This window comes from Mesorhizobium sp. CA16 (genome assembly GCF_020165175.1).
Taxonomy (GTDB): Bacteria; Pseudomonadota; Alphaproteobacteria; order Rhizobiales; family Rhizobiaceae; genus Mesorhizobium.
This window is the reverse complement of record NZ_JAIUHP010000003.1, coordinates 335,580-349,781: the sequence shown is the minus strand read 5'-3', so window position 1 is coordinate 349,781 and position 14,202 is coordinate 335,580. Positions and strand designations below refer to the sequence as shown.

The 14,202-nt window shown below is 64.7% G+C and carries 7 protein-coding genes; 5 read left to right on the top strand and 2 right to left on the bottom strand.

Going from position 1 to position 14,202, the window contains the following annotated elements:
• Positions 1-73: 73 nt before the first annotated feature.
• The 4 genes from LB525_RS07655 (at position 74) to LB525_RS07640 (ending at position 6,973) form a co-directional block, all read left to right on the top strand.
• Positions 74-1,624, top strand: coding sequence for a Do family serine endopeptidase (locus tag LB525_RS07655; RefSeq protein WP_224544163.1), 1,551 nt, complete (start codon positions 74-76; stop codon positions 1,622-1,624).
• A 199-nt stretch (positions 1,625-1,823) separates the two neighbouring features.
• Positions 1,824-2,498: a response regulator transcription factor gene (locus LB525_RS07650; protein WP_040991372.1), complete on the top strand. Its 675-nt coding sequence runs from the start codon at positions 1,824-1,826 to the stop codon at positions 2,496-2,498.
• A gap of 8 nt (positions 2,499-2,506) precedes the next feature.
• On the top strand, positions 2,507-3,985 hold the full coding sequence (locus LB525_RS07645; protein ID WP_224544162.1) for a sensor histidine kinase: 1,479 nt from the start codon (positions 2,507-2,509) through the stop codon (positions 3,983-3,985).
• Between the two features lie 12 nt (positions 3,986-3,997).
• Complete coding sequence (locus LB525_RS07640; RefSeq protein ID WP_224544161.1) at positions 3,998-6,973, top strand: bifunctional [glutamine synthetase] adenylyltransferase/[glutamine synthetase]-adenylyl-L-tyrosine phosphorylase; 2,976 nt, start codon at positions 3,998-4,000, stop codon at positions 6,971-6,973.
• A 715-nt stretch (positions 6,974-7,688) separates the two neighbouring features.
• Here the strand turns inward: LB525_RS07640 and LB525_RS07635 are convergent.
• Both LB525_RS07635 and pepN read right to left on the bottom strand, forming a co-directional pair.
• On the bottom strand, positions 7,689-10,010 hold the full coding sequence (locus tag LB525_RS07635; protein WP_224544160.1) for a PAS domain-containing sensor histidine kinase: 2,322 nt from the start codon (positions 10,008-10,010) through the stop codon (positions 7,689-7,691).
• Positions 10,011-10,187: 177 nt separating this feature from the next.
• Positions 10,188-12,833 (bottom strand): aminopeptidase N, encoded by a 2,646-nt coding sequence (gene pepN / locus LB525_RS07630; protein ID WP_224544159.1) that lies wholly within the window; start codon positions 12,831-12,833, stop codon positions 10,188-10,190.
• A gap of 210 nt (positions 12,834-13,043) precedes the next feature.
• Between pepN and LB525_RS07625 the strand changes: the two genes are divergently transcribed.
• Positions 13,044-13,991 carry a DMT family transporter gene (locus LB525_RS07625; RefSeq protein ID WP_224544158.1) on the top strand — a complete coding sequence of 316 codons (948 nt, stop codon included), beginning with the start codon at positions 13,044-13,046 and terminating at the stop codon, positions 13,989-13,991.
• Positions 13,992-14,202: the final 211 nt, after the last annotated feature.

Sequence of the window (14,202 nt, the reverse complement as noted above, 5' to 3'; positions counted from 1 at the left end):
GCGGCTCTCTAATCCTCTTGCCCGAGGATGCTTCGCCTGAGTGCATCCACGTCGATAGAGGATAGGAAACCCCATGAATAATGCCCCCAATTCATTTGCCTCCACCCGAAAGCGCCTGATGGCGGCTGCAGCGTCCCTGGCCGTTATCGGTGCGGTCGGCGCGGGCGCGCTTGCCACCGGCACCGCCCCCGTGCTGGCCGATGCCGTGCGCGTCGAAGCCCCGCAGGTGCCGAGCTTCGCCGATGTCGTTGAGCATGTCTCGCCGGCGGTCGTCAGCGTCAGGGTCAAGGCCAAGATCCAGCCCACGGCCGACGATGGTTCCGACGACCAGGACGGTTTCGACAACCTGCCCGACAATCCGCAGCTGCGCCGCTTCTTCAAGGAATTCCGTGGCTTCGGTGACCAGGGTGGCCAGTTCGGTATGCGCCGCTTCGACCACCGCGACCATGGCAATGGCCAGCCGCGTCCGATCGCTCAGGGCTCGGGCTTCTTCATCTCCGAGGACGGCTATCTCGTCACCAACAACCACGTCGTGTCGGAAGGCTCGGATTTCAGCGTCGTCACCAATGACGGCAAGGAGCTCGACGCCAAGCTGATCGGCACCGATCCGCGCACCGATCTCGCCGTGCTCAAGGTCGATGGCGGCGGCAACAAATTCACCTATGTCGACTTCGCCGACGATTCCAAGGTCCGCATCGGCGACTGGGTGGTCGCCGTCGGCAATCCGTTCGGCCTGGGCGGCACTGTCACCGCGGGCATCGTCTCGGCCCGCGGCCGCGACATCGGCGCCGGCCCTTATGACGACTTCATCCAGATCGACGCTTCGGTCAACCGCGGCAATTCGGGCGGTCCGACCTTCAACCTCAACGGCCAGGTGATCGGCATCAACACCGCCATCTTCTCGCCGTCGGGCGGCAGCGTCGGCATTGCCTTCGATATCCCGGCCTCCACCGCCAAGCAGGTGGTCCAGGACCTGATGAAGAGCGGCTCGGTCCAGCGCGGCTGGCTCGGCGTCGAGATCCAGCCGGTCACCTCCGATATCGCCGAGTCGCTCGGCCTGAAGTCGGACAAGGGCGCGCTGGTCTCGAGCGCCCAGGATGGCGGGCCGGGCAAGAAGGCGGGTATCGTCGCGGGCGACGTGATCACCAAGGTCGACGGCAAGGATGTCGCCTCGCCGAAGGAGCTCGCCCGGATGATCGGTGCATTCGCGCCGGGCAAACCGGTCGATGTCACCGTCTGGCGCAACGGCAAGGACGAGACGGTCAAGGTCGATCTCGGCACGCTGCCGGCAAGCGACAAGCAGGCCTCGAACGACGACAGCAACAAGCAGTCGGCGCCGGCGGCCAAGGCCGACACGCTTGCCGATCTCGGCCTGACCGTCACCAAGGCGGAAAAAGGCAAGGGCCTCGTGGTCACCGACGTCGATCCCGACAGCGACGCGGCCGACCGCGGCATCCAGCCCGGCGACGTCATCACCTCGATCAATTCGAACGACGTGAACACCACCGACGACGTGTCCAAGGCGATGACGGATGCCGCCAAGGCCGGCCGCAAGGCCGTGCTGATGCAGATCACCCGCGACGACTCGAATCGCTTCGTGGCGCTGCCGGTCGGCAAGGGCTGACATCGACTTTCAGCTTCCCCATGGCGGTATCAACACCCCCGAGCCGCCGTGGGGAAACATGGGGCCGAGCACGTAAGTCAGTCACCGTGTTTCGCTCCTGACGGCAGCGGGTTTCCCATCACCCGCTGCCGTTTTAACTTGAAGGCAAGACGATATGACTGCCCCTCAACCTTCCAATGAAATCGCGTATAACGGCTCCATGAAGATTCTCGTCATGGAAGACGATCGCGAGGCGGCGGACTACTTGCAGAAAGCCTTCGCCGAGGCGGGCCACACCGCCCATGTCGCCGGCGACGGCGAGACCGGCTTCGCGCTCGCCGATGCCGGCGACTATGACGTGATGGTGGTCGACCGCCTGATGCCGCGCCGTGACGGCCTGTCGGTGATCGCCGCGCTTCGCTCGCGCGGCAACACCACGCCGGTGCTGATCCTTTCGGCGCTGGGCGAGGTCGACGACCGGGTCACCGGATTGCGCGCCGGCGGCGACGATTACCTCACCAAGCCCTACGCCTTTTCCGAATTGCTCGCCCGCGTCGAGGTGCTGAACCGCCGCGCCAGCGCGCGCGAGTCCGAGACGGTCTACCGCGTTGGCGACCTCGAGCTCGACCGGCTGTCGCATTCGGTCAAGCGCGCCGGCCGCGAGATCACGCTGCAGCCGCGCGAGTTCCGCCTGCTCGAATATCTGATGCGCCATGCCGGCCAGGTGGTGACGCGCACCATGCTCCTGGAAAATGTCTGGGACTATCATTTCGACCCGCAGACCAACGTCATCGACGTCCACGTCTCGCGCCTACGCGGCAAGATCGAAAAGGGCTTCGACAAGCCGATCCTGCACACGATCCGCGGCGCCGGCTACATGCTGAAGGGCGGCTAGAGCCCATTATGGCGTTATCCCTGCCGGCCATCATGAAGACGACGGCGGCCCGGCTTTCGGCGCTTTATCTTCTGCTTTTCGCGCTCTGCGCGGTGCTGCTCGTCCTCTACATGACGTCGCTGTCGGCGCGCATGCTGACCGCGCAGACGCAGGAGACCATTAACGACGAGGTGCTGGGCCTGGCCCGCGCCTATCAGCGCGGCGGCCTGCCGGTGCTGGTGCGCGTCGTCGAGGCCCGCTCACGCCAGCCCGGCGCCAATCTCTATCTGATCGCCGACGCCAACGGCCAGATCTTGACCGGCAATGTGCAGAGCCTGGAGCCCGGGGTCATCGAGACCGAGGGCTGGACGACGGACCCGTTTTCCTACCAGCGCTTCGGCGAAGGCGAGCTCGATCGGCTGCGCAGCGGCGGTTCGGACCAAGCCACGCCTCCGGCCAACGAGGGCAACACTCCACAATCGACAGGTGAGAAGGGGCACAACGCCATCGCGCTGGTGCTGAGACTGCCCAACCAGATGATCATGCTGGTCGGCCGCGATCTTGGCGAGCCCGAGCGCTTCCGCGCCGTCATCAGCCGCGCGTTGACCCTGGCGCTTGGCATGATGGGTTTGGGCGGCATCCTGATCTGGTTCTTCGTCGGGCGCGCCGCGCTAAAGCGCATCGACAGCGTCTCGGACGCCAGCCGCCGCATCATGGGCGGCGATTTGTCCGGACGGCTGCCGGTCACCGGCGCCGGCGACGAATTCGACCGCCTGTCCGAAAACCTCAATTCGATGCTGGCCAGGATCGCCATGTTGAACGAGGGGCTGAAGCAGGTCTCCGACAACATCGCCCATGATCTGAAGACGCCGCTGACCAGGCTGCGCAACCGCGCCGAGGCGACGCTCGCCGGCAGGCACAAGACGGAGGAGTACCGCCAGGCGCTTGAAGGCACGATCGCGGAGTCCGACCAGCTCATCAAGACGTTCAACGCCATCCTGATGATCTCGCGCCTGGAGGCCGGCTACTCCTCGGAACAGACCGGTCCCGTCGATCTCGCCGCCACGGTGAGCGATGTCGTCGAGCTTTACGAGCCGGTGGCGGAGGAGGCGGGGGTTGCCCTGGAAACGATCGTGTCCGAGGCCTTCACGATCAACGGCAATCGCGAGCTGATCGGCCAGGCGTTGTCCAACATCGTCGACAACGCCATCAAATACTCGACCGACGCTGCCGAGGCGCCGAAAGTACGGGTGGTGCTGGAGCGCGCCGGCAACGAGATCAAGCTTGCCGTCACCGACAATGGCCACGGCATTCCAGACGACGCCGATCGCGCCCGCGCCACCGAGCGCTTCGTGCGCCTGGAAAAGAGCCGCTCGCAACCGGGCTCGGGTCTCGGTCTCAGCCTCGCCAAGGCAATCATGACTTTCCACAACGGCAGGCTTGATCTTTTACCCGCCAATCCCGGATTGTCCGTGGTCATGAGTTTCCCGTTGCGGGAGACGCATTGACAGCGCGGACAAATGGCGAAGAAGAAAATCGAATCCGAGTTCCGGCTTAGCCCGACAGTGGCGCTCCGCCCCCTTGATGCGAAGCATGCCCGGCGTGAATTGTCGGAAATCGCCGATACCGCCGAGGAAGAGGGGCTTTCGCGCCTCGCCGCGTTCCTGGCGGGCGAGGGGCCGCTGCAGGAGCTGCTGGCGGCCGTCTTCGACCTCTCGCCCTTCCTGCGCGATGTCGCGCGCCGCCGGCCATCCGTTCTCGACACGCTGTTCGACCGGACGATCGAAGCGCGGCTCGGCGCCGTCGGCGAAGCGATAGGCGGCGCGGCCAGGGTGGATGACGCCTCGGAATCGAGCCTGATGATGGCGTTGCGACAATGGAAGACCGAAGCGCATTTCCTGATCGCGCTGGCCGACCTTTCGGGCGAGGCGGAGACCTCGGTGACGGTGCGCCGTCTCAGCGATCTCGCGGATGCCTGCACAAAAGCCGCTGTCGATTTCCTGCTGCTCGACGCGCAACGGCAAGGCAAGCTCAAGCTGCCGGATCGGTTGGAACCGGCGGAGAATTCGGGCTGGATCCTGCTCGGCATGGGCAAGCTCGGCGCGCATGAGCTGAATTTTTCCTCCGACATCGATCTCGTCGTCTTCTTCGATCCGGAGGCGCCGGCCGTCATCGATCCGCTCGGCGCCACCGAGCTGTTCTCACGCCTCACCCGCCGGCTCGTGCGCATCCTGCAGGACCGCACCGAGCACGGCTATGTGTTCCGCACCGATCTGAGGCTCCGCCCTGATCCCGGCTCGACGCCGCTGGCGATTCCCGTCGAGGCCGCACTTCGCTATTACGAGGCGCGCGGCCAGAACTGGGAGCGGGCGGCCATGATCAAGGCGCGGCCGGTTGCCGGCGACCTTGCCGCGGGCGCGGCCTTCCTCAAGGAATTGCAGCCCTATGTCTGGCGCAAATACATGGACTATGCGGCGATCGCCGACGTCCATTCGATCAAGCGCCAGATCCATGCCCACAAGGGCCATGGCGAGATCGCGGTGAAGGGCCATAACGTCAAGCTCGGCCGCGGCGGCATCCGCGAGATCGAGTTCTTCGTCCAGACCCAGCAACTCATTGCCGGCGGCCGCTTCCCGGAGCTGCGCGGCCGCGAAACCGTGCCGATGCTCGCAGCGCTCGCCGCGCGCGGCTGGATCACCGCCGACGCACGCGACGCGCTCACGCGACAATACTGGTTCCTGCGCCGCGTCGAGCATGCCATCCAGATGGTGGCGGACGAGCAGACGCATATCCTGCCGGAAGAAGACGAGGAGCTGAAGCGCATCGCGCTGATGCTGGGCTTTGCCGGCGAGGCGGAATTCACACAGGCCTTCCGCGCCTCGCTGCAGCAGGTGGAGCGCCATTATGCGGCGTTGTTCGAAACCGCACCCGAGCTTTCGGCCGGCGTCGGCAATCTGGTCTTCACCGGCGATGTCGACGATCCCGACACGCTGCAGACGCTCGATCGCCTGGGCTTCCAGCGGCCGAGTGACATCTGCCGTGTCATCCGCGGCTGGCATTTCGGCCGCTACCGCGTCACCCAGTCGGCCGAGGCGCGCGAGCGGCTGACCGAATTGACGCCGGCGCTGCTCAAAGCCTTCGGCCAGACGCGGCGCGCCGACGAGGCGCTGATGCGCTTCGACGAGTTCCTCGCCGGCCTGCCCGCCGGTATCCAGCTTTTCTCGCTGCTGCAGTCGAACCCGGCGCTGCTCAAGCTGATGGCGACCATCATGGGCGCCGCGCCTCGGCTGGCGGCGATCATCACGCGTCGTCCGCATGTCTTCGACGGACTGCTCGATCCGGCATTGCTCACCGAACTGCCGGATCGCGCCTATCTCTCGGCCCGGCTTGCCGCCTTTATCGAAGGCGACCGCGCCTATGAGGATGTGCTCGACCGGCTGCGCATCTTCGCTTCCGAGCAGAAATTCCTGATCGGCGTTCGCCTGCTTGCCGGCTCTATCGATCCGGCGCGGGCGGGGCGCGCCTTCTCGGATCTCGCCGATCTCACCATCGAAGCGGCGCTCGACGCCGTGATCGCCGAATTCGCGCTGCGCCACGGCAGCATCTCGGGCGGCAGGGTGGCGCTGCTCGGCATGGGCAAGCTGGGCAGCCGCGAGCTCACGGCGGGTTCGGATGTCGATCTCATCCTGCTCTATGATCACGACAACGACGCCGAGGACTCCGACGGCGAGAAGCCGCTGGCGCCTTCGCATTACTATACCCGCATGACGCAGCGCCTGATCGCGGCCGTCTCGGCGCCGACGGCCGAAGGTGTGCTCTACGAGCTGGATCTGCGCCTGCGTCCATCAGGCAACAAGGGGCCGGTCGCCACCCATATCGACGCGTTCAAGAAATATCAGCGCCAGGACGCCTGGACCTGGGAACACATGGCGCTGGCACGGGCCCGCGCCGTCGGCGGCGATGCCGAGCTCTGCGCCGAGCTCGAGACGGAAGTGGCGGCGGTACTGGCGCAGCCGCGCGACGCGGCCAAGGTCAAAGCCGAGGCCTCGGACATGCGTGCGCTGATCGAGAAGGAGAAGGCGCCGCGCGATCTCTGGGACATCAAGCTGATCCCGGGCGGGCTCATCGACCTGGAATTCATCGCGCAGGTCGCGGTCATTACCGGCGCGATCGAACCTGGCCGCCGGGTCACGGCGACTGCCGACATTCTGGCCCGGCTTTCTCCGGACTTCGCCGCAGCCGATATGCGTGAAGAGCTTGGCGAGGCCTATCGGCTCTATCTGGCGCTGACCCAGATGATCAGGCTTTGCCTCACCGGCGAGTTCCAGCGCGACGATGTTCCGCCGGGGCTTTCGGATCTGTTGCTGGCGGTCACCGACCTGCCGGATTTCGCTGTGCTGGAGGCACATCTCAAGGAGACGTCGCGGAAGGTCAGGAGAGATTTCGACCGTCTGCTTCGTGCGGGAGCGTCGCCATCAACCGCATCGTTGCCATGAGATTCCCCAGGTGGCACATTAGCCACAGTTAATATTAATCGGCGATCCGGTCTTGCGCCGTTGGCAGAGGTGTGTCCCGTAATGGGTCAATAGGTCTGGCACCGCAATTGCACTGTCAGCAATGCCGGGGTCAACCATCACCCCGACGATGGGGGGCCCCGCCGCTTCGCAAATGGAGCGGCGGGTTCTTAACGGCTGATTTGAAAGCCGCCTAAATCGCCATGCATTGGGGCGCTGGGCAATTATGGATCTTCCGAAATTTTTGGTAGGCATGTTCACGACGTCATTCATCGTGGCGATCTGGGCTTACAACGAAACTGGTTCTGTCTGGGCGGTGCTTGGATGGGCAATCCTGGCCATGATCATTCTGCAGGTCGGATATATCGGTCTGGTTGTCAGCTTGATCTATAGACGGGCGTCGAAAGGCGCCGATGCAAGTCCCGCATCTACAGCAGCAAATGTTTAAACCTTACCGGTCCAGTTTAGCGACCCGACAGTCCGTTGGGTTGACCGACTGCCGCCCTGACCGGCCCGGGGCAAGCCGGAAGTGAGATGTCCAACAGGACGGAGGGGGGCGCTGTCCGCCGGAGCCTTTGGAAATTCCGCATTCCAAACTAGAGCAATTCCAGGAAGAGTGTGTGCGGTTTTCCGTTCGGAATTGCGTAAAAACAAAGAGCTAGAGCGGTTCGCCGTTTTCATGAAACGGTGAAACGCTCTAAGCCGCCGCCTTCACCGCGGACGGCGCCTTCTTCAGCGGAATGCGTACCGACACGATAGTGCCGACACCCTCGGTCGAACGGATCTTCAGCGCGCCGCCCTGCAATTCGGCCAGCGAGCGCGAGATGGCGAGCCCGAGGCCTGAGCCGGTGTGGTTCTTGGAAAACTGGTTCTGCACCTGCTCGAACGGCCGGCCGAGCTTGCTCAGCGCCTGCTTGGGAATGCCGCAGCCATTGTCCTCGATGGTGAGCAGCAGGGCGCCCGACGTGTTGCGCGCCCTGACCGTGATCTTGCCGCCCTGTCCGGTGAACTTCACCGCGTTGGAGAGCAGGTTGATGGCGATCTGCTTGATCGCGCGGCGGTCGGCATAGAGCCGCATCGTATCGGCGATGCGCGTCTCGACATTGATCGACTTCTCCGCTGCCTGCAGCGAGATCACCCGCACCGTTTCCTTGATCAGCGGGCAGAGGTCGATCTCCTCGTGGTCGAGTGAGAATTGGCCGGCCTCGATCTTCGACATATCGAGGATGTCGTTGATGACGCCGAGCAGGTATTTGCCGCTGCCGTTGATGTCGGTCGCGTATTCCTCATAGCGCTCCGAGCCGAGCGGTCCGAACAGGCCCTGCTGCATCAATTCGGAGAAGCCGATGATGGCGTTGAGCGGCGTGCGCAATTCATGCGACATGTTGGCGAGGAATTCGGACTTGGCGCGATTGGCCGCCTCGGCGCGCTCGGTTTCCTTCATGTATTTGCGGTTGAGCTCGACCAGTTCGCTGGCGCGTTCCTCCTCGGCGCGCCGCGCGAGGCTGAGATCGTGGATCGTCGCCATCAGCCGGCGCTCGCTGTCGACCAGCTTTTCCTGATGCAGCTTTATCTGGGTGATGTCGGAGCCGACCGAGACGACACCGCCGTCGCGGGTCCTGAGCTCGTTGACCTGCAGCCAGCGGCCGTCGGCGAGCTGGCGCTCGAGTGTGATGCCGCCATGCGGCCCGTTGGCATTGGCCAACCTGCGCTCCGAGGCGAAGGCCAGCATGCGCTGCTCCAGCATATCGCGCGTCGCGCCCGGCACCACGTCGCGATCCGACAGCCCATTGTCCTTCTGGAACTTCGAATTGCACATGATCAGCCTTTCGGCGGCATCCCACAGAACGAAGGATTCGTTGATGTTCTCGATCGCTGTCCTGAGCCGCATGTCGGCCGCTTCCGAACGCAGCGCCAGATGCCGCTGCTCGGTGACGTCGACGGCGATGCCGATCAGCTGGATCTCCGGCGCCTCCGGGTCGATCACCTGGGCGCGGGCTCGCATCCATACCCATTGTCCGTCGGCGTGGCGCATGCGAAAGACCTGGTCGATATGGTCAATCTCGCGTTCGATGATGCGGTTGGCGAGCTCGAACAGGTCGCCGTCTTCCGGGTGGACGATCTCGTCGACCTCGCCGAAGGAGAGCATCGTGTCGCAGGGCTCATAGCCCAGCATGTCGTACATCGAGCGCGACCAGTACATCTTGCCGCGCACCATATCCCAGTCCCACAACCCACAGCGGCCGCGCACCAGCGCCATGTCGATGCGCTGATGCGCTTCGAGATAGATGCGGTCCGCCGCCTGGGCGCGCGCCGCCTGGCCGAAATAGGCGTAGAGGATGACGATCAGCACGCCCGCCGTCAGCACGAACAGCGTGACGTTGAGCGACATAGACTTGCGCCAGCTGTCGAACACCGCTTCCTTCGGCACCAGCACTGCGGCCGCGTGTTTGCGGTCGCCGCTGAGGCTGACAGCGGCAAACCAATCCTGTCCGCCGGTGCTGACATCCATCACGCCGGCGCGGTCGCCGAACATGAACAGCGGCTGGCCGCCCAGTACGAGGCTGTCGAGCGTGCGGCCCTGCCAGCCCGTCGACAACGGCGAAACGGCAATGACCTTGAAGTTGGCGTCGGTGACGGCGAGCACATGGGCGCGGCTCATGGCGCCCTGGCGGCTGATGTTCTCCAGGAGGCTTGTGGCATTGACGCCGGCCGCGCTGGGGTCCGCGGTGATCGCCTGCGCCATCTGGCCGGCGGCGAGCGCCAGCACTGCCTTGGCGTCGCGCTCGATCTCGTCATGCTCGTTCATCAGCGACAGGAAGCGCAATGCCGCGATGACGATGAGGAAAACGACGATCAGCGCCGGGATCGACCGGCGCAGCAGCGGCTCGGCGGCCAGGAGCCGCTGATAGGTGGGTTCGGCGATCAGGCGCGCATTGCCGGCAAGTCCGTCGCTCCTTGCCTTGCGACGCGCAAAAGCCTTCCCTCCGGGCGCGCCCCACGCGTCCGCCTTGGCCATAAATGGCACTCCCCGATTTGCCGCATACTTGGATGATCCGGCTACGCCGCACGCCCCGAATCGCCATTAAAGAATCAAAGCCGATTCGCCTTGTCCAGAGGCGCGGGCGAAAAAGATTAAAAGTTGATTGAAATTCGCCGCAACTCTGATCTCCCCCACGAGGGGGGAGATTGCTAATCACGCCAGCGTCCGCTCGACGATATCGCGCAGATCCGCCGACAGGTTCTCAACCTTCGCCATGTCGAGCAGCGCTTGTCTGGCCTTGGCCTGACGTCCAGGCTCCAGCGAGCGCCAGGAGCGTAGCGCCGTAGCCAGTCGCGCCGCCACTTGCGGGTTGCGCCTCTCCACTTCCAGCACCGTCTCGGCGAAGAAACGGTAACCTTCGCCGTCGGGGCGGTGGAAGCCGGTCTGGTTGGCGCTGGAGAAGGTGCCGATCAACGAACGCACCCGGTTGGGGTTGGCGATCGAGAAAGCCGGATGTCGCATCAGCTCGCGCACCTTCTCGACAGTCTTCGCGCCGGGCACGCCGGCCTGGATCTGGAACCATTTGTCGAGCACCAGCGCGTCGCCGCGATAGCCGACCTCGAAAGCGGCCAGCGCTTCTTCGGCCTCGGCCGTGCCTGAATGGCGATGCGCCAGCACGGCGAGCGCCGCGGCGCGGTCGGTCATATTGGTGGCGGCGGTGAAGTGCCGCGCGGCGAGGCCCGCGCCGGCCGGCAGCAGCGAAAGATAGTCGAGCAGGGTGTTACGCAGGGCCCGGCGTCCGGCGCTCGCCGCGTCCGGACTGAACGGCCCGTTGTCGGCAAGCCGGTCATGGAGCGCCGCGAAGGTCTCGCCGTTTGCCTCGGCAATCGCCCGCGCCAGCGCCTCGCGCGCGGCGAAGACGGCGTCTGGATCGATGCCCTTGCCGATGTCGCGGGCGATATCGGCTTCGCCGGGCAGCGACAGCGCCAGTGCCCGGTAGGCCGGCTCCAGCGCCTCGTCGCCGGCGATCCTGCCGGCAAGCTCGGCGAGCCGTGCCGCGAAGGCCGGCTCCCTGCCGCCGAGGATCTGGCGGAAGGCGACGATCAGCGCGTCGGTCAGCAGCGTATTGAACGCCTGCCAGCGCGCGAAGGCATCGCTGTCATGCGCCGCAAGGAAGAACTGGTCGTCGGCCTTCTGCTGCACGGAAAGCGTGATCGGCGCCGAGAAGCCGCGGTTGAGCGACACCGAAGGCCGTTGCGAAATACCCGAGAAGCGTATCGTGTGCCGGCGCTTGCGGATATGGATGACACCGTCATCCACCGTTGCGCCTTCGACGGCCGTCCAGGTGACGGGCTTGCCATTGGCGCCGACCAGGCCGAAGGCCAAGGGGATATGCATCAGCCGCTTGCGGCTTTCCGACGGCGTCGGCGGCACCGACTGCTCGATCTCCAGGGTGAACTCCTTCGCCGCCGCATTGTGCGTGGAACTCACCGTCAGGTTCGGGGTGCCGGCCTGGTGGTACCAGAGCGCGAATTGCCCAAGGTCTCTGCCGGAGACGTCCTCGAACACTTTGAGGAAATCCTCGATGGTCGCCGCCTCGCCGTCATGCCGCTCGAAATAGAGGTCCATGCCGGCACGGAAGGTCTCCGCGCCGAGGATGGTGCGGATCATGCGCACCACTTCCGAGCCCTTCTCGTAGACGGTCGCCGTGTAGAAGTTGTTGATCTCGCGGTAGCGGCGCGGCCTGACCGGATGCGCGAGCGGCCCCTGGTCTTCCGGGAACTGGTGCGCGCGCAGCGTGCGCACCTCGGCGATGCGCTTCACCGCCCGCGAGCGCTGGTCGGCGGAGAATTCGTGGTCGCGGTAAACCGTCAGCCCTTCCTTCAGGCAGAGCTGGAACCAGTCTCGGCAAGTGATTCTGTTGCCGGTCCAATTGTGGAAATATTCGTGCGCGATGATCGCCTCGATATTGGCGAAGTCGGCATCCGTCGCGGTCTCCTCGTCGGCCAGCACATATTTGTCGTTGAAGACGTTGAGGCCCTTGTTCTCCATGGCGCCCATGTTGAAGTCGGAGACGGCGACGATGTTGAAGACGTCGAGGTCGTATTCGCGGCCGAAGGCTTCCTCGTCCCATTTCATCGAGCGTTTCAGCGCGTCCATCGCGTAGCCGGCAAGCCGTTCCTTGCCGGGCTCGACATAGATGCCGAGCTCGACCTCGCGGCCGGACATGGTGGTGAAGCTGCCAGCCACCTTGCCGAGCGCGCCCGCCACCAGTGCAAAAAGGTAGGAGGGTTTGGGGAAGGGGTCGTGCCAGACCGCATAATGGCGTCCGCCGGCGAGCGCGCCGCGTTCGACGGGATTGCCGTTTGAAAGCAAAAGCGGCGCCTCGTTGTGCGGCGCTTCGATGCGCACAGTGTAGACCGACAGGATATCGGGACGGTCGAGAAAATAGGTGATGCGGCGAAAGCCTTCGGCCTCGCATTGCGTGCAATAGACGTTGCTGGAGCGGTACAAGCCCATAAGCGCCTCGTTGCGCGAAGGCGCGATCTCCGTCTCCAGGCGGAGCTCGAAACGCTGAGCCGCCGGCGGCTTCAGAATCGTCAGCCGGTCCGGCGTCGCCTCATAGTCGCCGGCTGCGAGCGCGTGCCCATCGATGGCGACGCCGAGCAGTGTCAGCCCGTCGCCGTCGAGCACCAGCGGCGCCGAGGCGGCGACGCCCTCGCGTCGCTCGATGGTGAGCAGCGCGGTCACATGGGTCGCGTCCGGCGACAGGCGAAAGTCGAGGCTGGTCCTCGGGATGAGATAGTCGCAGGGGCGATAATCTTCGAGCTTGAAGACATGGCCGGTATCTGTGCGCATTCCTTGAGCTTTTCCTGTCGAGGCGGCCAGCCGGCCTGGCTGGTCCAAGAATTTTGAGGGTGCGCGCTCTTTACACGAAACGGCCACTCGACAAAACTGCGGCATAGCTTGTGTTTCGCAATTCCGGACGGAAAACCGTTACACACTTTTCCTGGAATTGCTCTTGGCCTATTTCGCGGCTTCGTTTCCCGACCATCAATACGAGGCAAGATGACCGTCGATCATGCCGTCGGCCACAACACGCTGCGCGGCATTACGCTGAAGATCGTCTCGGTGACGGTCTTCGTTGGCATGCAGACCTGCATCAAGGCGGCCGGCGACGTGCCCGCCGGACAGATCGTCTTCTTCCGCTCCTTCTTCGCCATCTTCCCGATCGTCGCTTTCCTGGCCTTCAAGGGTGAGCTCGCCACCGCGTTCACGACCAGGCGGCCGTTCAACCACATCGCGCGTGGCGTCGTCGGCGTCGGTGCCATGGGGCTCGGCTTCTTCGCGCTGACCAGGCTGCCGCTGCCGGAGGCCATCACGCTAAACTACGCCCAGCCGCTGCTGGTCGTGGTGTTCTCCTCTGTCTTCCTGGGCGAGACGATCCGCGTCTACCGCTGGAGCGCGGTTGCGGTCGGTCTTGCCGGCGTGCTGATCATCTCCTGGCCCGAGCTGACGCTGCTCAATTCCGGTGAAGGCCTCGACGACCAGGAGCTGCTGGGCGTCATCGCCGCGCTGATCGCCGCCGCGATTTCGGCGGTCGCCATGCTTCTGGTGCGCAATCTCGTGCAGACGGAGAAGACGGCGACGATCGTGCTGTGGTTCTCCTCGACGGCTTCGGTGTTGTCGCTCTTCACGCTGCCCTTCGGCTGGCAGGCCCTGACGCCGATGCAGGCCGCACTCCTCGTCTTCGCGGGCTTCTGCGGCGGGCTCGGCCAGATCTTGATGACGGCGGCCTACCGCCACGCCGAAGCCTCGGTCGTGGCGCCGTTCGAATACACCTCGATGATCCTCGGCGTCGTCGTCGGCTATTTCGCCTTCGGCGACGTCACCTCGCTCAACACGCTGATCGGCGGCGTGATCGTGGTCGCCGCCGGCATCTTCATCATATGGCGCGAGCGGCAGCTCGGCCTGGAGCGCACGCGCACCAGGACGGTCACGCCGCCGCAGGGGTGAACTGTTTCAAAGAGTAGCTTCAAAGGCCGAGTTCCTTCACACCCCCCTCTGGCCTGCCGGCCATCTCCCCTGCAAGGGGGGAGATTGGCAGTTCCCTCGGCGGCGCACTACCCGCCATGTTGATGATTGGCGAAAGCGGCCGCGACAGCTGATCTCCCCCCTTGCGGGGGAGATGTCCGGCAGGACAGAGGGGGTGCTGTCCCGCCAGCAT

What these genes read in the sequence shown, in the direction of transcription:
- LB525_RS07655 (WP_224544163.1), top strand. Translation starts at nt 74, where the DNA reads ATGAATAATGCCCCCAATTCATTTGCCTCCACCCGAAAGCGCCTGATG.
- LB525_RS07650 (WP_040991372.1), top strand. Translation starts at nt 1,824, where the DNA reads ATGAAGATTCTCGTCATGGAAGACGATCGCGAGGCGGCGGACTACTTG.
- LB525_RS07640 (WP_224544161.1), top strand. Translation starts at nt 3,998, where the DNA reads ATGGCGAAGAAGAAAATCGAATCCGAGTTCCGGCTTAGCCCGACAGTG.
- LB525_RS07625 (WP_224544158.1), top strand. Translation starts at nt 13,044, where the DNA reads ATGACCGTCGATCATGCCGTCGGCCACAACACGCTGCGCGGCATTACG.
- pepN (WP_224544159.1), bottom strand. Translation starts at nt 12,833, where the DNA reads ATGCGCACAGATACCGGCCATGTCTTCAAGCTCGAAGATTATCGCCCC.
- LB525_RS07645 (WP_224544162.1), top strand. Translation starts at nt 2,507, where the DNA reads ATGGCGTTATCCCTGCCGGCCATCATGAAGACGACGGCGGCCCGGCTT.
- LB525_RS07635 (WP_224544160.1), bottom strand. Translation starts at nt 10,010, where the DNA reads ATGGCCAAGGCGGACGCGTGGGGCGCGCCCGGAGGGAAGGCTTTTGCG.